General features: G+C 39.4%; 19 protein-coding genes. 18 read left to right on the top strand and 1 reads right to left on the bottom strand.

The features are described from left to right. The first annotated feature begins 83 nt into the window (after positions 1-83). Positions 84-1,343, top strand: a complete 1,260-nt coding sequence (locus IGL42_RS11565; RefSeq protein WP_002378762.1) for an MFS transporter — start codon at positions 84-86, stop codon at positions 1,341-1,343. A 45-nt stretch (positions 1,344-1,388) separates the two neighbouring features. Here IGL42_RS11565 and IGL42_RS11560 read toward each other — a convergent pair whose 3' ends face one another. After that, a complete protein-coding gene (locus IGL42_RS11560) occupies positions 1,389-1,649 on the bottom strand; it encodes a metal-sensitive transcriptional regulator (protein WP_002355063.1) in 261 nt (86 codons plus the stop codon). A gap of 168 nt (positions 1,650-1,817) precedes the next feature. Between IGL42_RS11560 and IGL42_RS11555 the strand changes: the two genes are divergently transcribed. The 17 genes from IGL42_RS11555 to IGL42_RS11475 all read left to right on the top strand — a co-directional run bounded on the left by IGL42_RS11555 (position 1,818) and on the right by IGL42_RS11475 (position 20,136). Beyond that, positions 1,818-2,132, top strand: a complete 315-nt coding sequence (locus IGL42_RS11555; protein WP_002365287.1) for a rhodanese-like domain-containing protein — start codon at positions 1,818-1,820, stop codon at positions 2,130-2,132. Continuing rightward, positions 2,133-3,782 carry an FAD-dependent oxidoreductase gene (locus IGL42_RS11550; RefSeq protein ID WP_002393996.1) on the top strand — a complete coding sequence of 550 codons (1,650 nt, stop codon included), beginning with the start codon at positions 2,133-2,135 and terminating at the stop codon, positions 3,780-3,782. Next, a complete protein-coding gene (locus IGL42_RS11545; RefSeq protein ID WP_002361086.1) occupies positions 3,775-4,074 on the top strand; it encodes a rhodanese-like domain-containing protein in 300 nt (99 codons plus the stop codon). The genes IGL42_RS11550 and IGL42_RS11545 overlap by 8 nt, the downstream gene beginning before the upstream one ends. Positions 4,075-4,245: 171 nt before the next feature. Beyond that, positions 4,246-5,412 carry an efflux RND transporter periplasmic adaptor subunit gene (locus tag IGL42_RS11540; protein ID WP_002361088.1) on the top strand — a complete coding sequence of 389 codons (1,167 nt, stop codon included), beginning with the start codon at positions 4,246-4,248 and terminating at the stop codon, positions 5,410-5,412. Next, positions 5,405-6,079: an ABC transporter ATP-binding protein gene (locus IGL42_RS11535; RefSeq protein WP_002393995.1), complete on the top strand. Its 675-nt coding sequence runs from the start codon at positions 5,405-5,407 to the stop codon at positions 6,077-6,079. Before IGL42_RS11540 ends, IGL42_RS11535 begins: the two co-directional genes overlap by 8 nt. After that, a complete protein-coding gene (locus IGL42_RS11530; protein ID WP_002359134.1) occupies positions 6,076-7,284 on the top strand; it encodes an ABC transporter permease in 1,209 nt (402 codons plus the stop codon). Before IGL42_RS11535 ends, IGL42_RS11530 begins: the two co-directional genes overlap by 4 nt. Positions 7,285-7,664: 380 nt before the next feature. Beyond that, positions 7,665-8,330, top strand: a complete 666-nt coding sequence (locus tag IGL42_RS11525) for a helix-turn-helix domain-containing protein (protein WP_002359135.1) — start codon at positions 7,665-7,667, stop codon at positions 8,328-8,330. Positions 8,331-8,426: 96 nt separating this feature from the next. Continuing rightward, the gene (locus IGL42_RS11520; protein ID WP_010710917.1) at positions 8,427-9,875 is read left to right on the top strand and encodes an amidase; all 1,449 of its coding nucleotides are present in this window, start codon (positions 8,427-8,429) and stop codon (positions 9,873-9,875) included. Positions 9,876-9,940: 65 nt separating this feature from the next. Further along, complete coding sequence (locus IGL42_RS11515) at positions 9,941-10,468, top strand: histidine phosphatase family protein (RefSeq protein WP_002393993.1); 528 nt, start codon at positions 9,941-9,943, stop codon at positions 10,466-10,468. A gap of 121 nt (positions 10,469-10,589) precedes the next feature. Next, on the top strand, positions 10,590-13,403 hold the full coding sequence (locus IGL42_RS11510; protein ID WP_010710918.1) for a sigma 54-interacting transcriptional regulator: 2,814 nt from the start codon (positions 10,590-10,592) through the stop codon (positions 13,401-13,403). A gap of 71 nt (positions 13,404-13,474) precedes the next feature. Continuing rightward, positions 13,475-13,876: a PTS sugar transporter subunit IIA gene (locus tag IGL42_RS11505; RefSeq protein ID WP_002365282.1), complete on the top strand. Its 402-nt coding sequence runs from the start codon at positions 13,475-13,477 to the stop codon at positions 13,874-13,876. Positions 13,877-13,895: 19 nt separating this feature from the next. After that, entirely contained in the window at positions 13,896-14,390 is a 495-nt protein-coding gene (locus IGL42_RS11500; RefSeq protein WP_002384789.1) for a PTS system mannose/fructose/N-acetylgalactosamine-transporter subunit IIB, read from the top strand. 23 nt (positions 14,391-14,413) lie between these two features. Next, positions 14,414-15,163 (top strand): PTS mannose/fructose/sorbose/N-acetylgalactosamine transporter subunit IIC, encoded by a 750-nt coding sequence (locus tag IGL42_RS11495; RefSeq protein WP_002355079.1) that lies wholly within the window; start codon positions 14,414-14,416, stop codon positions 15,161-15,163. After that, a complete protein-coding gene (locus IGL42_RS11490) occupies positions 15,163-16,014 on the top strand; it encodes a PTS system mannose/fructose/sorbose family transporter subunit IID (protein ID WP_010710919.1) in 852 nt (283 codons plus the stop codon). Before IGL42_RS11495 ends, IGL42_RS11490 begins: the two co-directional genes overlap by 1 nt. 11 nt (positions 16,015-16,025) lie before the next feature. Beyond that, positions 16,026-17,129 (top strand): DgaE family pyridoxal phosphate-dependent ammonia lyase, encoded by a 1,104-nt coding sequence (locus IGL42_RS11485; RefSeq protein WP_002389182.1) that lies wholly within the window; start codon positions 16,026-16,028, stop codon positions 17,127-17,129. A 3-nt stretch (positions 17,130-17,132) separates the two neighbouring features. Next, on the top strand, positions 17,133-17,876 hold the full coding sequence (gene dagF / locus IGL42_RS11480; protein ID WP_002361094.1) for a 2-dehydro-3-deoxy-phosphogluconate aldolase: 744 nt from the start codon (positions 17,133-17,135) through the stop codon (positions 17,874-17,876). A gap of 346 nt (positions 17,877-18,222) precedes the next feature. Beyond that, positions 18,223-20,136, top strand: a complete 1,914-nt coding sequence (locus IGL42_RS11475) for an endonuclease MutS2 (protein WP_002355085.1) — start codon at positions 18,223-18,225, stop codon at positions 20,134-20,136. Positions 20,137-20,215 lie beyond the last annotated feature (79 nt).

The raw sequence follows: 20,215 nt of genomic DNA, 5'->3' as shown, positions 1-20,215 counted from the left end.
CAAAGGTCACTACGTAAAAAAGCGTAGTGCTTTTGTTCCTTGTGAAACGTTAACCAAAAAAATGATTGGTGGAGGAAAAGAAAATGACAGACAAGACAAAAAGTTCGTTGGCTTATTGGAAAAAAATCGTTATTTTACTATGTATGGGCTGGGTAACAATCTGGATTTATCGTTCCGCGCTTTCTCCCGTTTATCCACAAATTCGCGCGTCTCTAAATGGTAACGCTTCCGATACGGCCCTAGGGTCCATTTCTAGCTTTTATTTTCTCGGTTACGTAGTCATGCAGATTCCTGCAGGCTTCTTGGTAGACAAAATTGGGAAAAAACGTGTATTAATTCCAGGCTTTATCTTGTTTGCGCTGGCAGCATTACTGATTGCCCAAGCCCAAACGATTGGAACAATTTACTTAGGTAGCTTATTGGCAGGCTTAGGATGTGGTTCTTTCTATGGCTCAGCTTACTCGTTGACGTCGCAAAACATTCCTCAAGCCAAAAAAAGTTTTGCAACAGCTATTGTCAACAGTGGTTCAGCAGTTGGTTCAGGTTTAGGGATGATTTTATCTAGTTATTTAGTTGCCCAAAAAGGATTACCTTGGCAAGTGATGATGTACATTTCCGCCTTTATGATTATTTGTATGTTAGTGGCTTTTCAAGTGATTATTCGTAATCATAAAGAAGACATGGCCTTGATTCAGCCAACCGTTGTTGATGAAAAAGATAACGGAGCGGTAAAAGAAAAAGTGCCCTTTAAAAAACTGTTTGCGCCACATATGCTATTTGCGTATATTTTATATTTTGGCACTTGTTATGCATATTATATGATTGTGACTTGGTTACCTAATTTTTTAAGTACCGAACGTGGTTTCCAAGGAGCGGCAATTGGATTGTCCTCTTCGCTGGTCGCATTTGCCTCTATTCCAGGAGCGTTATTTTTTAGTCGGTTGGCGGATAAGTACATGCATAAAAAAGTTCAATTCATCGTTGTTTTAGAATTTTTAGCAACAGCTATGCTCTTGTTAACTGTACAAGTAAGTAATGCGACGTTGTTATTAATTGCTTTAATTATGTATGGGTTCTTAGGAAAATTAGCTGTAGAACCGATTATTATTTCTTGGCTAGGTGAAAATGCACCAAAAATTGGAATTGGCACTACTTTGGGCGTGTTTAACTTTTTCGGCATGATGTCATCTGTGATTGCCCCAGCTTTAACTGGGAAAATTTCTGACACAACGGGTTCGAAAGTCATGGGCTTTTATATCGCCGTCGTGATTTTACTAATTGGCACGATTCTTTTTATGCTTGTCAATTTAAAAAAACGCAGGGCAGATTCGTCTAATAAATAAAAAAACAACGCAAACTTATCTTTCGCTGAATAAGTTTGCGTTGTTTTACTTTTTGACAATCATATTAATCGCTTGTGCTAATCGCTCTTCTTGTTCTTTAGGATCTTTTTCAGGATTTTCAAAGCAATGCTTTAAATTTTCCGCAACAATCATCCCCATTACGCGATCAATACTAGAACGGACCGCACTCAACTGAGTGATAACATCGATACATTCTTTTTCTTCATCAATCATTTTTTGAATCCCGCGAATTTGTCCTTCTGTGCGGCGTAAACGATTCAGCACTTTCTTTTTTTCTTCAGTCATTTTACCCCTCCTTAAGAGTAGTGATTGGTTTAAAATATACCTACACGAGGTATTTTTGTCAACTATCTTTTCTTTGAATCTAAAAATGGCAGAAATCTCTTCAGTTGACAAGTCTAACTTTTTCATGTTAAATATACCCCATAAGGTATATAAGAGAAGGAGAAAAAGATGTTATTTCAATTGTTTAAAAAAACGCCAAGTATTTCAACAAAGGAATTGCAGTCACGTTTATCTAAAGAGATAACGTTATTAGATGTCCGGACACCTAGCGAATACCGCGCAGGGCATATTCCACAAGCGATTAATGTCCCACTTAACAAAATTCCCGCCTACAACAAATCCGCTAACGAAGTCTATGTGATTTGCCAGTCCGGCATGCGCAGCAAAAATGCGGCCAAAATTTTAGCGAGAAAAAACTATCACGTGATTAACGTTCGTGGCGGGATGTCCCAATGGTCTGGTCAAATTAAAGGAGGAAAATAAATGAAAATTGTAATTATCGGAGGCGTGGCTGGTGGTATGTCAGCAGCGACACGTTTACGTCGCTTAATGGAAGATGCTGAAATTGTTGTCATGGAAAAAGGCCCTTTTGTTTCATTTGCAAACTGTGGTTTGCCTTACTACGTTTCTGGCGAAATCGCAGAAAGAGAGCAACTGCTTGTTCAAACACCCGAAGCGTTAAAGGCACGGTTTAATTTAGATGTTCGTCCTCACCATGAAGTCGTGGCGATTGATCCAATAGAAAAAGTGATCACAGTGAAACATGAAACAGAAATTTTAACAGAACACTATGACAAATTAATTTTATCACCAGGGGCGAAACCTTTTGTGCCACCAATTACAGGATTGGCAGAAGCCAAAAATGTTTTTTCATTAAGAAATGTTCCTGATTTAGATCAAATTATGACAGCCTTGACACCAGAAACAAAACGAGCCGTCGTGATTGGCGCAGGCTTCATTGGCTTGGAAATGGCAGAAAACTTGCAAAAACGCGGATTAGAAGTCACTCTCGTGGAAAAAGCACCCCATGTTTTACCGCCATTAGACGAAGAAATGGCCGCTTTTGTCAAAGCTGAATTAAGCAAAAACAATGTTCAAGTAATTACGGGACAATCTGCGGTTGCTTTTGAAGAAGAAGGGCAAGTGATTCGCTTAGAAGACGGTCAAACATTAGCTTCTGATTTAACCATTTTGTCGGTGGGGGTCCAACCAGAAAATACCTTAGCAGTTGAAGCAGGTGTAGCAACTGGTTTACGTGGCGGTATTGTTGTTGATGAACACTATCAAACGAATCAACCCGATATTTATGCGGTTGGGGATGCTATTGTAGTGAAACAACAAATCACTCAAGAAGATGCGCTGATTTCTTTAGCTTCTCCCGCCAATCGCCAAGGACGTCAAGTAGCGGATGTGATTGCTGGGTTAGAGAGAAAAAATCAAGGAAGCATTGGGACCGCCATTGTGCGAGTCTTTGATTTAACCGCTGCTTCAACTGGTTTAAGCGAACGGGCTGCTAAAGCTGCTGGACTAACAACAGCTGTTGTGCATATCAGTGGAAAAGACCATGCGGGGTATTATCCTGGCGCAACAGATCTTCAGTTAAAATTAGTTTTCCATCCTACGACAGGGGAAATTTATGGCGCACAAGGAATTGGGGCAAAGGGCGTAGATAAGCGGATTGATATTCTTGCGACCGCTATTAAAGGACAGTTAACTATTTTTGATTTGCCTGAATTAGAGTTTACCTATGCGCCGCCGTTTGGTTCAGCGAAAGATCCTGTGAACATGTTAGGCTATGCAGCGATGAACCTTGTAGAAGGATTGAGTGAAAACGTTCAATGGTATGAGTTATCCAACGAATTAGCTAATGGAGCTGTTTTATTAGATGTCCGTAATCCCGCCGAACGAGCCAATGGTCAATTTAAAAATGCTGTGTCTATTCCTTTAAATGAGTTAAGAGAACGTTTGGAGGAATTAGACAAGTCAACGAAGTACATTGTTAGTTGTCACAGCGGTTTGCGTAGTTATATTGCAGAACGGATGCTAAAACAAGCAGGCATCTCAGCCAAAAATTTAGATGGTGCTTTTGCGCTATATAGAATGGTAAAACCGGAGGAACTAGAAAATGTATAACACGATTGGCATGCCTGAATTTTATCAGGAAGCAAAACGAAAAAAAATACCGATTATTGATGTACGAGAAGAAATGGAATATCAACTGGGGCATGTCCCTCAGGCCATCAACTTACCTTTAAGTACTTTAACCGAAAATTATCAGCAATTAGATAAAAACCAACCCTATTATCTGATTTGTCAAATGGGATCGCGCTCCGCACAAGCGTGTGCGTTTCTCAGTCAACAAGGGTATCAAGTAACCAATGTTCTAGGCGGTACATCTGGCTGGTTGGGTCAATTAGAACAATAAAATAACAAAAAACGTTTATCCTTTTACACAGGATAAACGTTTTTTTGTTAAATAAAGATGTGTCAAAACTGTAAGAGGAATGATAGGAAGATGAAGGGACCAGTTTTTTTATTCATTATATACTAAATAAAATGACAAACTCGTCAACAGAAATCAAGGAGGAACAAATAAATGAAAAAGTCAGGCCAGAAGAAGCGAAATAAAAAAGTGTGGTTCGGTATTGGTGCCGCAGTGGTCGTCGTCGGATTTATCGGAGCAAAAACAGTTTTTTCTTCAAAAGAAGTTGAACCTGAATACACAACGTATACCATTACAGAAATGGCCTCATTAAAATTAGATGGTCAAGTGAGTTTTCTAGATACTCGGGATATTTTCTTTGATCCTTCTTTAGGAAAAATTGCCGAAATAAATGTTGAAAATGGTAAAGAAGTCAAGAAAGATAGTCCATTGTTAACGTACAATAACTCAGACATCCAAGCCACAGAAACAGAACAAGCGAATGCCGTTAATCGGAACAATCTTCAAGTCCAACAAGCACAAGAGAACGTTAACTTAGCCACTCAAAAATACAATGAAGCCTTAAACAAAGTTGCTGCAGCCAAGCAAAAATTAAACACCGCAAAAGAGGCTGAAGAGAAAGAAACACTAAATGCGGAAATTCAGCAATTGAATGAAGCTGTTAGTGCTGCGAATAGTGAAGTCGCCCAAGCTAACCAAGCCCTTCAATTAGCCAACAGTGATGCCGTCGGAGCAGCAAACACGCTTGAACAAACACGTGGCAAAGTCAACACAGTCGTTACAGCACCAATTGATGGCCAAGTCACTGTTGATGCTAGTGCCATGAGTAGTACCGATAAACCAGTCATTAAAATTGCAACACAAAAGAAAAATATTCAAGGAAAAGTAACCGAGTATGATTACGATAAATTACAGACAGGGGAAGAAGTAACAGTGACGACCGTTGGTTCAGGCAAATCAGCGCCAGGCAAAATTGTTTCCATTGCGCAAACCCCAATAGCTAAAAATGAAGGCAATCCAGTAGTGAGTTATCAATTTACAGTAGAAGGTGATTTTCCTTGGGCAGAAGGCTTGTCTACTAGCATCGCTGTGCCGCAAAAGCAAATGATTATACCGACAGCAGCAATCCAAAAAGAAGGCGAAAAAGAATTTGTCTATGTTTACAAAGCGGGCAAAGCGAAAAAAACACCGATTGAAACAGAAACAAATTTAGGTCGTAAAGTTGTCAAAAGTGGCTTGAACTGGAAAGACCAAGTGATTGCCAATCCCAATAAAGAATTAAAAGATAATCAAGATGTTCAGGTAGCTGCCAATGATTAAGCTAGCCCATATTCATAAATATTATTATTCCGAAGAAGAAACACTGCATGTGTTAGATGATATTAACCTCCAAGTAGACGCTGGAGAATTTTTAGCGATTATGGGTCCTTCTGGTTCTGGGAAATCGACTTTGATTAATTTGCTAGGCTTTATTGATAAAAAGTTTGAAGGAACGTATTTATTTGAAGACCGTGAAATTGGCGACTTCTCTGATAAGGAACTATCCCGAATTAGAAATGAAGCAGTCGGCTTTGTCTTTCAGAATTTTAGTTTAATTGAAACACTAACAGTTGAAGAAAACATTGAATTGCCTCTTTTATATAGTGGGTTAACCCCAAAAGAAGCCAAAGATCGTGTCCACGAAGTTCTGACAAAAGTCGGCTTGCCAGATAAAGGCAAGAAGCATCCAAAACAACTTTCGGGCGGACAACAACAACGTGTGGCCATTGCACGTGCGATTGTCAATCGGCCAAGTTTTATTATTGCAGATGAACCAACTGGGGCTTTAGATAGTAAAACATCGGAAGGAATTTTAACGCTCTTTCAGCAATTAAACAATGAAGGAGTCACCATTATTTTAGTGACACATGATGAAGAAACAATTGAATACTGCAATCGTTTGATTAAAGTTCGTGATGGAAAGATTTTAGAGGAGGTGCTGACATGAAACGTTCAATTATTTGGAAAACCGCCTTCCGTTCCATTTTGAAAAATAAGCGACGCAGCTTGTTAACGATGCTAGGGATTGTCATCGGGATCGCTTCGGTGATTACCATCGTGGCTATCGGTAACGGCTTTAAAGAAGACATGGTCGATAAATTATCCGCTGAAAAACAAAAAGAAAACGTGAAAAAGATTTCTTTTTCAGCTTACAACACTTCGGATATGTTTAGTGACCAAGCGATGTTTACCGACAATGATTTAGGGGTCGTGCGCATGGTTCCTGGCGTAGAAAAAATTGATTTTGATCAAAGAGAAGTTGATGGAGCCCAAAAAGGTACACTGAATTTTCAAGCAGGACCGAAAAATCTTTCTGTAACCTATGAACTTGCCGACAAAACCACCAAAGAATTGTTGGCGGGACGCCAACTGAATGATGGAGACAATGCAAAACTGGATAAAACAGTGGTGGTGGATGAACTGGTTGCCAAAGAGCTCTACCAAGACCCAACTGCAGCAGTTAATCGAACTTTCCCATATAAAGAGCAACTTTTTACCATTGTTGGCGTGACAACCAATACCAGCGGTGCCATTGGTCCAGGTAATGATGACTCATTGCTTTATTTTCCCAAAAAGACCTATGAACATTATTTCGGCAAGCTAAAAGATACATCTACATTGAAGCTAACAGTAGCACCTGGCTATCAACCAGATCAAGTATTGAAAGAAACAATAAAAACTCTCTCTCAACAAGGAACCATGAAAAACAGCGGGACGTATCAAGAATATAATGTTAAAGATACCATCAAAGAAATGGGCTCTTTATTAAATAATTTAACCTTGTTTATTTCCGCAATTGCGGCTATTTCACTGGTAATTGCTGGGGTCGGCGTTATGAATATGATGTACATTTCGGTCTCAGAACGGATTAAGGAAATTGGTATCCGACGTGCATTGGGCGGGACAGCCAGTGATATTAAAAAGCAATTCTTAACAGAAGGGATTGCCTTGACCTTAATCGGCGGAATTACTGGTTATCTTTTAGGAATGATTATTGCCTACTTAGCCTCAATGGCACTACCGTTTTCTGTTCGACCAGATTTAATGACCGTTTCATTAGCCATTGGGATTTCTGTCTTTATCGGGGTTGTATTTAGCTATTTCCCTGCCTCGGCAGCTTCAAAAAAAGACTTAATCGATATTATGAAATAAATATAAATAGCAAAGAAACAGCCATTTTTGGCTGTTTTTTTTAGTGAAAGTAGAAAAAAATCCAAAGATTTCAAGAGAAAGTAGCTAACAAACGTCAAAAGGTTGGTAGCTAATACCAACCTTTTGACGTTTGTCAGCTAAATAAAAAAGAAAAAAATTAAAAAAATAGCACGTTGAGGATTAAATAACAAACATTTTTTAAATAAGACTATTGGAAATCCTTTATAAATCGGGGATTACAGGAATGACTGTTAATGACTGATTTGCTTGTAAATTTCTAAATTTTAATTCGAAAAATTTCCAGTATACTAAATATATCAAAACAAAACACGAAAATTGAGAAAATTTTGAACCAAAAAAGAATTAAGGAGGAATCAAGAATGAAAATAATGGTCATCACAAAAAATATTTTATCAGAAACTGCTTTTCAAAACCGCTTACAGCATTTAGATCACCAAGTTTTTTGTACGACGTGTCTGATTGGTGAAATTAAGGAAAGTCATTTGTTTTATCGAAAATTTGATGCCATCATTCTCAGCGAAACGATTCCTCGCAAAGAACAATATTTATATCTAAAGGAATTAGCCAGAGTTAAAACGCCGTTGTTTCTTCGCTCGGAAGACATTCCTACCTCGGAAGAATTGAGCATTAGCTATCAATATGGCATTCTCAATTGGTTACGATTGGATGCGACTTTGGATACATTAAGAGAAAATCTCCTTTTGGCAGAATTAAATAAACCCATCCAACGAGAAGATGAAAAGTTAGATGTAGAGGGGATAAAGCTAACAGCCGCAGAACGTGCACTACTGGCTGTCTTGTATAGTACGCCAAAAGAACACTTACCAATGGAGCGCCTGTGTAAATTAATATATGACACAGAAGAAACAGCCAATAATCGAAAAAAAATGACCAAACAGCTGACAAAATTAAATAAAAAAATTCAAGTAGGGGGCTTTAAAAAACAAGGTATCCAAAATACACGTTATAAAGGCTACAAACTGCATCCGCAGTTGCTTCCTTACATTGGCGAATTATTTACTTAAATTAGAGAAGCACTTGACGAATGAGAATCACCATCACAGGATGCCCCTTAAAAACCATGCTATACTAATACTGAATAGTATAGGAGGTGGGTCTGTATGAAAGACGGACTATATTGGGTACAACAATTAAAAGAACAGAAAGTAAGTCACACAGAACTCTTAAAGGATATTGAGAAAAAAGTCCAAAAGTTAAATCCAAAGATCAATGGCTTTGTAACCTTTGACAGCCAAAAAGCAGAAGCAACTTATCAAAAAAATAAACAGCAGGACACACTATTTGCTGGTTTGCCATTTCCTTTGAAAATGTTAGGCCAAGAAAAAGCGGGGTGGTCAGCAACGGCCGGCTCGCAACTTTTTAAAAATAGTACTGCAACAACGACCTCTAACTTTGTCAAACAAGCAGAAACGATTGGCTTGATGCCTTTAGGACAAACCAACGCTCCAGAGTTTGGCTTTAAAAATATTACGGACCCTGCGCTTTACGGGCCAGCCCGCAATCCTTGGAACCTGGAACATTCGCCAGGCGGTTCCAGTGGCGGCGCTGCCGCAGTTGTCGCTAGCGGGATTGTTCCTATCGCCGGCGCTAGCGATGGCGGTGGCTCCATCCGAATTCCCGCCTCTTTTAGTGGCTTAATTGGCTTAAAACCTAGCCGTGGCTCCATGCCTGTCGGCCCAGAAGGCTGGCGAGGCTGGCAAGGTGCCTCGATTGACTTTGCGTTGACTATTTCTATGAGAGACACCAAAGCGTTATTTTATGGCCTACGTGGTAGCCACAGTGGCGCCCCATACCAAGCGCCCTTGGCAGAATGGCAAACACACCCTAAAAAACAACGGCTAAAAATTGCTCTGTGTACCGCTTCGCCTATCGGCTCAATGATTTCGCCAGAAGCAACACTAGCGGCGAAACAAGCGGCTGATTTTCTGGCAGCCGCTGGTCATGAAATCATTGAGATTCCTTATCCAGTCGATGGTGCAGCGCTGATTCGCTCCTATTATCAAATGAACGGCGCAGAAACTACAGCAATGATGAACAGCATTCAACAGGGGCTCGGGCGCCCAATTCGTAAAGAAGAAATCGAACCTTTTTCATGGACCATGCATCAATTTGGCCAAAAGATTCCAGCAGCCACCTATGTTCATTCATTACAGTTGTGGGATCAAGCAGCAGTAACGATGGAAGAACTTTTTCAAAAATTTGATCTGTTTTTATCACCAACAACGGCTTTTTCAGCACCAAAAATTAACGAAGATTTGCAAAGTGAGCACATTCGTCAACGAATGGAGCAAGCAGCAGAATTAACAGAAGCAGAGTTAGCTGAATTAATCTATGATTATTTTGATAAAAGTTTACAGCTAACACCGTATACTCAACTAGCGAACTTGACAGGACAACCAGCCATCAGCTTGCCCACACATGTTACGGCAACGGGGTTACCCTTAGGCATTCAATTGCTGGCTGCTCGTGGACGTGAAGATCTCTTATTCCAAGTAGGCGAACAGTTTGAGCAAGAAGGTAAATTTAAATTACCAGAAAGTTACCGCTAAATAGGGTGTTATTGTGACCAAATTTCAGATAAAATAGACACAAGACAAAAAACTGAGGTGGAAAAATGCTGTACGTAGTGAGACATGGTGAAACAGATTATAATGTGGCCCGTAGAATTTGTGGTCATGCGGAAGCGCAATTGACCGAAAAAGGCTATCAACAAGCGGAATTGGTAGCTGAAAAAATTGCCAAACAAGGAATTCAAATCGACCGTTTACTGGCGTCCCCTTTAAAACGGGCGCAAGAAACAGCACGTAAAATTGCGGAACGAAATCAATTGACGACTGAAACAGAACCTCGTTTAATTGAGATGAATTTTGGCATTTATGATGGTGAACCGATTGAAACAACGGCTTTCCAAGAAAATCGTTCTGAGATTTCCTTGCCGTTTCCAGAAGGGGAATCAGTCCTAGATGTCGCGGGTCGAATTTATCCCCTGATTGAGGAAGCCTTGGCTTCAGAGGAAACTTACCTATTTGTTTGCCACAATGCGGTTATGCGAGTCATTGATAACTACTTCAATGGTAAAAAAATCCAAGATTTCTTGGACTTTCATTGTGAAAATACACAACTTGTACAATACGGAGAATAAAAATCAAGTCTTTAATCTTTTGGTTAAAGACTTGATTTTTTTTATGGTAAATAAGAAACCGCTTCCGTTTTAATGTATAATAAATTAACTTTTGGATCAAAAAAGAAATGGGGAAAAGACTATGAGAATTGATAATATTCATCAAGCGTTAAAACAGTTTCACGTACAAAATCCAAGTAGCAAAGAAACCTTGTTGCCCGCAACGGCTTCGCAATTAAGTCAGACCTCTGGCTATACCCGAACCGCTGTTAGTGAAGAGCTTTCAGAATTAGTGAGAAAAGACCAAGTCGTTAAAGTTAAATCAAGACCGGTGTTATTTTTTGATAAAGACTACTTAGAGGAACAGTTTCCTTTTTTTAAAAGTAGCACGTGCTACGATTCCCTCGCTTCGCTGCAAGAGGACATTTATCAACAGACAGAACAGATACATAAGAAAAAGCAGCTACTGAAAATGAATCCATTTGCGAACGTAATTGGTTTTGATGGGAGCTTAGCAGACGCCATCAAGAAGTTGAAAGCCGCTATTTTATATCCGCCTAACGGCTTGAATATTTTACTTACTGGAGAATCTGGGGTGGGGAAAACCTTAATTGCAGAACAATTACACCAATTTTATCAAGTTAAAATGAACCAAGAAGTCCCGTTTATTTATTTTAATTGTGCAGAATATTTCAACAATCCAGAATTATTAACTTCGCATCTGTTTGGCTATAAAAAAGGCAGTTTTACTGGTGCCGTCAATGACCAAAAAGGCTTAGTGGAGTTGGCAGATGGCGGTTTTTTATTTTTAGATGAAGTCCATCGATTAACGAGCGAAGGCCAAGAAAAATTGTTTACAGTTTTGGATAAAGGGTATTTTACACGGATGGGCGAAGCCGAAAAACAAAGAAATGTATCGATAAAATTTATTTTTGCAACAACCGAAGCAGTCAATCAACATTTTTTGAAAACGTTTTTAAGAAGGATCCCTGTGACATTAGCCATTCCAGCTTTAGCCGAGCGCTCTTTGAAAGAAAAAATTCAATTGATTTTGTCCTTTTTCTTAGAAGAAAGTCAACGGATTCAAAAGAATATCCACATTCGTTATGAGGCGTTGAAACAATTAACGTTTACTCATTTTGAAGCCAACGTTGGTGAATTGAAAGCGGCGATTCAATTTATGAGCGCACAAGCCTATTTAGAAGTGTTCGACCAATTAACGGAAACTATTTGCATTGAAGCAAACGAGGGGACAGTCAAAGAGCAACCTGATGTAGAAAGTCTGCTGGCTTTTAATGAGTGGATACCTAACGATGGCCTCACGATTCAATACAACCATTTTTATTTAAGCAGTCAAGAGTTACTTAAATCAGAAAGTCTGAAAAATGATCGTTTTTATAATTTTCTATTGAAAGAATATGCGGATTTGAAAAAATTAACTCTTTCGACAGAGGATGCGCTAGCAATCATGCAAAACAAAGTCGAGCAACTTTATGATATGGATATTTTTGCTCAAGAACCGCTAGCCATAGAGGCCATTGACGAAACATTGCAGCCAAAAATTCAAGAAGCCATTGTCTTTTTTGAACAATTAATCCAAGAAAAATTGACAGAGGATTTCCAGAATATTTTAATTGTCCACCTTTATTCTGCTGTTTTTTATTCTGCACAAATGAATGAAACATTTTATTCAGATACCAAAAATATCTATTCTGGCAAAGTCACCCAATATCAAGCTGCTAAGACCATGGTGGACTTTTTACAAACGTTGTTTGGGATTTCTTTTGCTGATACGGAAATCCTCTTTTTCGATCTATTTATTCGTAAAGTCACAGCTAAAAAAAGAGCGCACTCAGTTGAAGAAAACTGTGGCGTTATCGTCGTTGCACATGGTGCCGCAACGGCCAGCAGCATGGTTGAGTACACCAACCTTCTGTTCTCAACAACGGTCATGCGTGCAGTTGATATGCCGATTAATCAATCAGTGGAAGAAACATTAGAAAAAGTCCGTACAATTGTAAAGCAAAATCAGTATAAAAAAATTATTTTAATGGTGGACATCGGTTCCCTGGTTTACTTTGGTAATGCTATCAGTCAAACGTTTCAAATGGAAGTGCTGCTAATTAGCAATATCAATCTCTTAACATTGCTAGAAGTGGCCCGAGAAGTCATTTATGAATCGACGGCGTTTGAGTATCTATTACCAGTCTTAAAAGAAAAAAATCATCGCGCCTTGATTTGCAGTAAAGGTCGCTTCAACGAGGCAAAAGTTCTCATTATTTCCTGTCTAACTGGCATGGGGACTGCTATTAAAATTGAACAGTTGTTACTAAAAACTTTTCCCAATGAATTACTAACGAATGTACGCATCATTACTTTAGAGAAAAGAGAAGTGGAAGACATTGATCGCTTGCATTCTTTTGTTCGGAAAGAAGAGAAAATCGTTGGCATCATTGGCACCGTAAAGACAGAAGTGCCAGATATTCCGTTTATTTCTTTACAAGATTTACTATCGAAGCGGGGCATTCAGCTAGTTTTCGAATTATTAGGCCATCATTTAGAAGAAAAACAAAACCAAGAGTTACTAAAAAAAGTTTCAGCTAAATATATTCAAGGATTATCAATCGAAGCTATTACAGACTTACTAACGGTTTTGAATCCTACAACCATTTCGATCGAATTAGCTAAGATTTATTCAGATATTTGCTTACAAACTAAAATAAAAAGTGACGAAAAGATTTTACTTCGTTTTATCATTCATTGTGCTTGTATGTTAGAACGGCAATTGCTAAATCCAGAATATGACCCGACAGCTTATGAAGTGTCATACCGAGAGTTGCCAGAAGCAGTATCTGTCATAAAAATGGCGTTTCGACCGCTTGAAGTGTCCTATAATCTGTTGATTCCACCTTTGGAAGTGCGCTATATTTATGAATTGCTCTTTGAAAAGGCTTAATTCAAACGGAAATGAAAGTTGGCACACTTATTGCTTTTAATAAAATGATTAATTAGCAAAGGAGTTTGTTTATGGAAAATGAACCAATTTTACTTTTAACACACAATGGTTGGGGCTTGGAATTAGTCAAAAGCGTCCAGATGATTGTTGGAGAAGTCACAAATGTACATGAAGTTGCATTACAAGCAGAGGATTCACTGGGGGATTATTTAGAACGAGTCACAGAAAAAATTGACCAATTAACGTGGCACAACCAGTTGCTAATTTTAACAGATGTTAAAGGCGGCACACCTAGTAACGTTGCATTACGTTTATCAAAAGATTATGACCTCCTGATTGTGTCAGGATTATGCACATCGTTATTATTAGAATCCGTCATGAAACAAAGTGGTCCTGGATTTCGTTTACAAGATGCAGAGATGATTCAACAAGCAGCAGTAGACAGTTGTCAAATTTTAGAAATTCCAAAATAAGAAAGTACAGGTGAACAGAATGTCAAAAATCGTATTAACAAGAGTCGATAGCCGTTTAATCCATGGACAAGTAGTGACTAAATGGTTACAACAATCAGGTGCAAATGAAATTTTGGTAGTGAGTGATGAACTAGAGCAAGATGAATTTTTACAAAGTATTTATTTAATGGCGGCGCCTCCAGGGGTTTCTGTAGTAATTAAAGGGATTGAAAGTGCCAAAGAATATTGGAAATCGCAAGAAAAGGAAGAGAAAAAGGTGTTATTTTTAGTGCCAGATTTAACGACCTTAAAAGCGATGGTGGACCAAGAAATTATTAAAGAGGAGATTCAAGTTGGTGGCTTAGGTGGCGGACCAAATCGGAAAAATGTTTTAAAAAATATCAATTTATCTGAAGAAGATGTTGCAATTTTGACTGAACTTTTAACGAAGGGCATCCATGTTTTCTTCCAAGCGATTCCCGAAGAAAATCCCCTACCAATTCAAAAATTAATTGAAAAATATCAATCACTATAATCAGAGAAAAAGGAGAGAATCATATGGGCGTTTTAGGTGTTTCAATTATTATGGGACTTTATTATTGGTTTGCACGTTTGCGTTTTGGGTACACATTTTCAGGCATGCTGTCTCAGCCATTAGGTGCAGCGTTGGTGGCTGGTTTAGCAACAGGAAAACTTAGTGAAGCAATGGTTGTAGGTGCGGGGATTCAACTTGTTTATCTAGGAGTCACCTCCACACCGGGCGGCAATGTGCCTAGTGATCCGGCTTTAGCTTCAGCAATTGCGATTCCAATTGCTTTAGGTGTGGGAATGAATGCCGAGGCGGCTGTTGCACTAGCTGTTCCTTTTGGTGTGTTAGGCGTCTTTATGGATCAATTACGGCGGACCATCAATGCGACGTGGGTGCATATGGCTGATAAATATGCAGAAGAGTTAAATTATGGAGGGATTTACCGAGCTGCGTTTGTTTATCCAGCTTTAGCGGGATTTTTAATTCGCTTTCCTTTGGTTTTTGCGGCGAATTTTTTTGGTCAATCCGTGGTGAATAAAGTCTTAGAAGTTATCCCAGCATGGTTGATGCACGGCTTTGAAGTAATGGGTGGTATTTTACCAGCGTTAGGCTTCGCCTTAACAATTATGGTAATTGGCAAGAAAAATTTGATTCCTTATTTTTTAATTGGTTTTGTTGCAGTAGTATATTTTGGCGCAGAAGTTATGGCCGTCGCTATTTTAGGAATCTGTATTGCCTTTTTAGTTAGAAACAAGGCATTGAGTGAGGAGGCAGCATAATGGAACAAATGACACAAGCAAATGAACAACAATTGGAACAGAAAAAAATTACTAAAAAAGAATTATCCAAAGCCTTTTGGATTTATCAACTAGGCTGTGAATTATCAAATTCTTATGAACGTCTTCAAAGTTTAGTTTTTTGTGCATCGATGATTCCTGCAATTAAAAAACTTTACGCAGACGATGAAGAACAACAAAGAGAAGCTCTGAAACGTCATTTGAATTTTTTTAATACTGAAGGAACAGTAGGAGCTTCCATTCAAGGGATTGCAATTGCTATGGAGGAAGAAAAATCCAATGGCGCAGCGATCTCTGATACGGCGATCACATCGATTAAAACTGGGCTGATGGGTCCGCTGGCTGGGATTGGCGATTCGATTATTTGGGCAGCATTAATGCCGTTAATCATTTCCATTTTTATTCCAATGGCTAAAGGAGGTAACGTGATTGGAAGTATCGGTCCGTTGGTTCTGTACACAGTCATTACGTTATACATCAGTTGGACGTTAGTAAATAAGTCCTATACATTAGGGCGTAATTCAATCTTAAGTTTGTTAAAAGACGGCAAAATTAAGCAAGTCATTTATTCAGCAAATGTTTTAGGAATGATGATGATGGGCGCTTTAAGTGCGAGTTATGTTAAAATTGCTAGCCCGATGACGTTTAAAGTTACTGGCGGTGCCACGATTGTTTTACAAGATATCCTAGATCAAATTATGAAAGGGTTACTTCCTTTAGCAGCAGTCATGGCTATTTATTTCTTCATGGTAAAAAAAGGCCCACGTTACGGTATCATTATCGGCACGATTGTCTTAGTTAGTTTGGTCACTTCATTCTTTGGTTTGTTATAAAGGAGAAAATAATGAATAGTTACGAAAAATTCCACTTAAAAGAAGTCATTAATGCTTCTGGCAAAATGACCATTCTAGGTGTCTCCAAAGTTTCGGAGGCAGTCCTCGCGGCTCAACGATTCGGCGGCGAACATTTCTTTGAAATGAGTGAACTTAGTGTGCAAACAGGGGCCTTTTTAGCCAACTTGTTGAAGGTAGAAGATGCCCAAATCGTTTCCTCGGCTTCGGCGGGGATTGCCCAATCGGTGGCTGCCTTGATTGGAAAAGGCAGCTTGTACCACGCGTATCATCCTTATACAGAAAAAATTGAACAGCGAGAGATTGTTTTACCTAAAGGGCACAACGTGGACTACGGCACGCCTGTAGAAGTTATGGTAGCGCAAGGTGGCGGCCAAGTGGTGGAAGCTGGCTACGCCAACATGTGCAGTCCAGAACACGTGGAAATGATGATTTCTGAAAAAACAGCGGCCATTCTATACATCAAAAGCCACCATACTGTGCAAAAAAGTATGCTGACGGTGGCCGAAGCGGCCAAAGTGGCGCAACGCCACAAGGTGCCGCTAATTGTTGACGCGGCAGCAGAAGAAGATCTTTTCAAATACACTGAAGCAGGCGCTGATTTGGTGATTTACAGCGGCGCCAAAGCAATTGAAGGGCCAAGTGCCGGTTTAGTGGTCGGGAAAAAAGAATACATTGACTGGGTGCGCCTACAAGGCAAAGGCATTGGTCGAGCAATGAAAATTGGCAAAGACAATATCCTAGGCTTTACGCAAGCAGTGGAAGAATACTTGGCACATGGCAGTGAATCAGGGGCTTCGATGCAAGAACGCTTAAAACCGTTTGTTGAAGCCATCAACAACCTGTCAGATTTAACCGCTAAAATCGTCCAGGATGGCGCCGGACGAGACATTTATCGCGCCAGTGTCAAAGTGGACGGCAGAAAAACCGCCAAGGAAGTCATCCAAGCGTTAAAAGCAGAAAGTCCAGCCATTTATACGCGAGAATATCAAGCCAACAATGGCATCATTGAATTTGACATTCGTTCTGTCAATCAAGAAGAAATGAACAAAATCGTGCAACGATTACAAGAAATTATGGACACAAAGGAGAAATAAGCCATGTCATTAAAACCTAATTATTTAGAAGAACGCATTTGTTTAAACGTCTTAGCCAATTCAGTAGAAAATGCCCAAGCCTGTTATGAAGCAGCAGAAGGGCATGTTGTGTTAGGCGTCCTTTCAAAAAACTATGAAACCGATGAAGCAGCTATTGACGACATGAAAAAATACCAAGCAGCAACCAACAACGCTTTATCTGTCGGCTTAGGAGCTGGTGATCCAAATCAAAGTCAAATGGTGGCTCGCTTATCAGAAGTTCTACAACCGCAACACGTGAACCAAGTCTTCACAGGTGTCGGCGCTTCGCGGGCCTTACTTCGTCAAGACGAAACAGTGATAAATGGCTTGGTTTCACCCACAGGCAAAGTTGGCTATGTCAACATTGCGACAGGTCCGTTAAGCTCTGGTGCGCCAGCGGCGGAAGTACCTATCGAAACCGCCATCAAATTGTTGAAAGACATGGGAGGCAGTTCCATTAAATATTTCCCGATGAAAGGCTTGGCTCACAAAGAAGAATACCAAGCAGTAGCAGCAGCTTGTGCCAAGTATGACTTTTACTTAGAGCCAACAGGGGGCATTGATTTAGAAAACTTTGAAGAAATTGTTCAAATTGCGGTGGATGCCGGCGTTAAAAAAATCATTCCTCATGTTTACAGCTCAATTATCGATCAAGAAACAGGGGACACTAGAACAGAAGACGTGAAAACGTTACTAACCATGATGAAAAACACATTGAATAAGTAAAGGGCCAATCTTTAGTTGACTTTCTTCGCCAGATTTGCTACTCTCAAGTGGAGAATAAATAAAAACCAACAAATGAATGTGGGGTATTTTGGTGAGTGTCGTAGGTATCTAATTGATAAGTTGAATAACCAGTGAACCAAGCAAGGTTTATTTGGTGTGCTTAGAAAGTGATACCTGTCAGTCATCTCATTTACTAAATACCTCCTTTAGAAGAGGTTTCTTTAGTAACCTTTATCCAATGATAAAGAGGACAGCGGTAGAACGCTGTCCTCTTTTTTCTATAGAAACTGGTTTTTATTTAAAGGCGCCAGGTATTCTTTTCGTGATAGAAAGGAAGAAAAAACAAATGAATCATGAAACCATTCAAAAATTACAATTTACAACAATTCTTAAAGAAGTTCAAACACGTGCGATTGGCGAGTATAGTAAAGAACGATTGGCGAAAATGGTCCCTGCAACACGTTTAGAAACAGTGCAGTCCCGCTTAACGGAAACAACCGAGGCCCGCTTGATTATTGATAGCGGACAACACGTCCCTTTCATGGGCTTGAGCCAAATTACCCGCTTGCTTCAGCAAGTGAAAAAAGGCTTAATCCTTACACCAAACGAATTGATTGAGGTCGCTGACTTTTTAAGAAGTAGTCAGCGAATCCAGAAGTTTTTTGAAAAAAATCAATACCAAACACCACGCCTATTTAGTTACAGTCAGCACTTAGCTGATTTCAGAGCAATTGAAGAACAAATTTACACGAAAATCCATAATCAAAAAGTTGCCACCGATGCTTCTCGACAACTTCGGAAAATCCGGCGTCAAATCAATGAATGCCAACAAGAAATTGAAACAAAAGTCACCAAATTTTTACGTAATAAAAATAATCAACTGTATATTCAAGAAAATATGATGGTGAAAAAAGGGGAACATTACACGGTACCAATCAAAGCTAGCTATAAAAATAAGGTTTCAGGCACAATCATTGAGCAATCCAATAAAGGACAAACGGTCTTTATTGAACCTGTAGCAATTAGTAAATTAAATGAACAATTGACACTCTTAAAAGCGGAAGAAACAGCGGAAGAATATCAAATTTTGGCGGAACTAACTGGGTTAATTAATGAGCAAGAACGACTTGTCGATCAAGCCGTCGATACAATGACCACCTTAGATATTATTTTTGCACGAGGAAAGTATAGTCGCGAAATTGGTGGGATTACGCCAAAAGTAAACAAAGAAGAACGCTTGCGCATTGTTCAAGGAAAACACCCTCTTTTATTAGAACACGCAGTACCATTGACGTTTTCTTTAGGAGCAGAGTATCGAGGACTTGTCATTACAGGTGCCAATGCTGGTGGTAAAACGGTTGTCTTGAAAACAGTTGGCTTATTGACTGTCATGACACAATTTGGGTTGCAAATTCCAGCACAAGCGGGCACAGAGATTCCAGTATTAGATGAAATTTTTGTCGATATTGGTGATCAGCAAAATCTGGAAAATGCGTTAAGCACTTTTTCTGGGCACATGAAAAATATTGCGGAAATGTTGCGTAACGTTAAGCGACACACGCTTGTTTTATTAGATGAAATTGGCAGTGGCACCGAGCCGAACGAAGGAGCTGGCTTAGCGATTGCGATCATGGAAACGATGTATCAAAAAGGAGCCTTGGTAGTTGCAACGACCCATTATGGTGAAATTAAACGTTTTGCCCAAGAGCATGACGATTTTGTGCCCGCCGCAATGGCCTTCGATCGTGAAACATTAACGCCCAAATATCAATTGAAAATTGGTGAAGTTGGCGATAGTCAGGCGCTTTGGATTGCACGTAAAATGAAGATGGAGCCACAGCTCATTGAAAAGGCGGCTCATTATATTCAGCGGAAAGAATACCCTACTAATCGAAGTCTATTTAAACCCCTGAAAGCAAAAGAAACGACCTTTGCCACGTTTGTAGAAGAAACACACCGTTATCAAAAAGGTGATCGTGTCCTATTGACAGAAACACAACAAATTGGGTTGGTTTTTACAGATGAGGGTGAACAAGAAATCCAAGTATTTGTGAATGATAAAATTGAAAATGTACCACGAAGACGGTTGAAATTACAAGCGAAAGCACAAGATCTATATCCGCAAGACTATGATTTAGAAAGTTTATTTACAGATTTCCATGAACGAAAGAAACTCAAAGATATTGAACGCGGCTCAAAAAAAGCGCAGAAACAATTACGCAAAGAGGCCGAAAAAAGAGCAGCAAGACGCGACAAATAAGGTACTTAACAGAAGCAACACAACAACTTAACACTTTGTTTACTTGTTATTTATCAGAAATCAACTAAGACTTGTTATA

This window comes from Enterococcus sp. DIV0712 (assembly GCF_050554855.1).
Lineage (GTDB): Bacteria > Bacillota > Bacilli > Lactobacillales > Enterococcaceae > Enterococcus > Enterococcus faecalis.
This window is presented reverse-complemented; position numbering and strand designations above follow the sequence as displayed.

What these genes read in the sequence shown, in the direction of transcription:
- IGL42_RS11530 (WP_002359134.1), top strand. Translation starts at nt 6,076, where the DNA reads ATGAAACGTTCAATTATTTGGAAAACCGCCTTCCGTTCCATTTTGAAA.
- IGL42_RS11535 (WP_002393995.1), top strand. Translation starts at nt 5,405, where the DNA reads ATGATTAAGCTAGCCCATATTCATAAATATTATTATTCCGAAGAAGAA.
- IGL42_RS11510 (WP_010710918.1), top strand. Translation starts at nt 10,590, where the DNA reads ATGAGAATTGATAATATTCATCAAGCGTTAAAACAGTTTCACGTACAA.
- IGL42_RS11490 (WP_010710919.1), top strand. Translation starts at nt 15,163, where the DNA reads ATGGAACAAATGACACAAGCAAATGAACAACAATTGGAACAGAAAAAA.
- IGL42_RS11515 (WP_002393993.1), top strand. Translation starts at nt 9,941, where the DNA reads ATGCTGTACGTAGTGAGACATGGTGAAACAGATTATAATGTGGCCCGT.
- IGL42_RS11565 (WP_002378762.1), top strand. Translation starts at nt 84, where the DNA reads ATGACAGACAAGACAAAAAGTTCGTTGGCTTATTGGAAAAAAATCGTT.
- IGL42_RS11555 (WP_002365287.1), top strand. Translation starts at nt 1,818, where the DNA reads ATGTTATTTCAATTGTTTAAAAAAACGCCAAGTATTTCAACAAAGGAA.
- IGL42_RS11560 (WP_002355063.1), bottom strand. Translation starts at nt 1,649, where the DNA reads ATGACTGAAGAAAAAAAGAAAGTGCTGAATCGTTTACGCCGCACAGAA.
- IGL42_RS11525 (WP_002359135.1), top strand. Translation starts at nt 7,665, where the DNA reads ATGAAAATAATGGTCATCACAAAAAATATTTTATCAGAAACTGCTTTT.
- IGL42_RS11475 (WP_002355085.1), top strand. Translation starts at nt 18,223, where the DNA reads ATGAATCATGAAACCATTCAAAAATTACAATTTACAACAATTCTTAAA.
- dagF (WP_002361094.1), top strand. Translation starts at nt 17,133, where the DNA reads ATGTCATTAAAACCTAATTATTTAGAAGAACGCATTTGTTTAAACGTC.
- IGL42_RS11485 (WP_002389182.1), top strand. Translation starts at nt 16,026, where the DNA reads ATGAATAGTTACGAAAAATTCCACTTAAAAGAAGTCATTAATGCTTCT.
- IGL42_RS11520 (WP_010710917.1), top strand. Translation starts at nt 8,427, where the DNA reads ATGAAAGACGGACTATATTGGGTACAACAATTAAAAGAACAGAAAGTA.
- IGL42_RS11500 (WP_002384789.1), top strand. Translation starts at nt 13,896, where the DNA reads ATGTCAAAAATCGTATTAACAAGAGTCGATAGCCGTTTAATCCATGGA.
- IGL42_RS11540 (WP_002361088.1), top strand. Translation starts at nt 4,246, where the DNA reads ATGAAAAAGTCAGGCCAGAAGAAGCGAAATAAAAAAGTGTGGTTCGGT.
- IGL42_RS11495 (WP_002355079.1), top strand. Translation starts at nt 14,414, where the DNA reads ATGGGCGTTTTAGGTGTTTCAATTATTATGGGACTTTATTATTGGTTT.
- IGL42_RS11545 (WP_002361086.1), top strand. Translation starts at nt 3,775, where the DNA reads ATGTATAACACGATTGGCATGCCTGAATTTTATCAGGAAGCAAAACGA.
- IGL42_RS11505 (WP_002365282.1), top strand. Translation starts at nt 13,475, where the DNA reads ATGGAAAATGAACCAATTTTACTTTTAACACACAATGGTTGGGGCTTG.
- IGL42_RS11550 (WP_002393996.1), top strand. Translation starts at nt 2,133, where the DNA reads ATGAAAATTGTAATTATCGGAGGCGTGGCTGGTGGTATGTCAGCAGCG.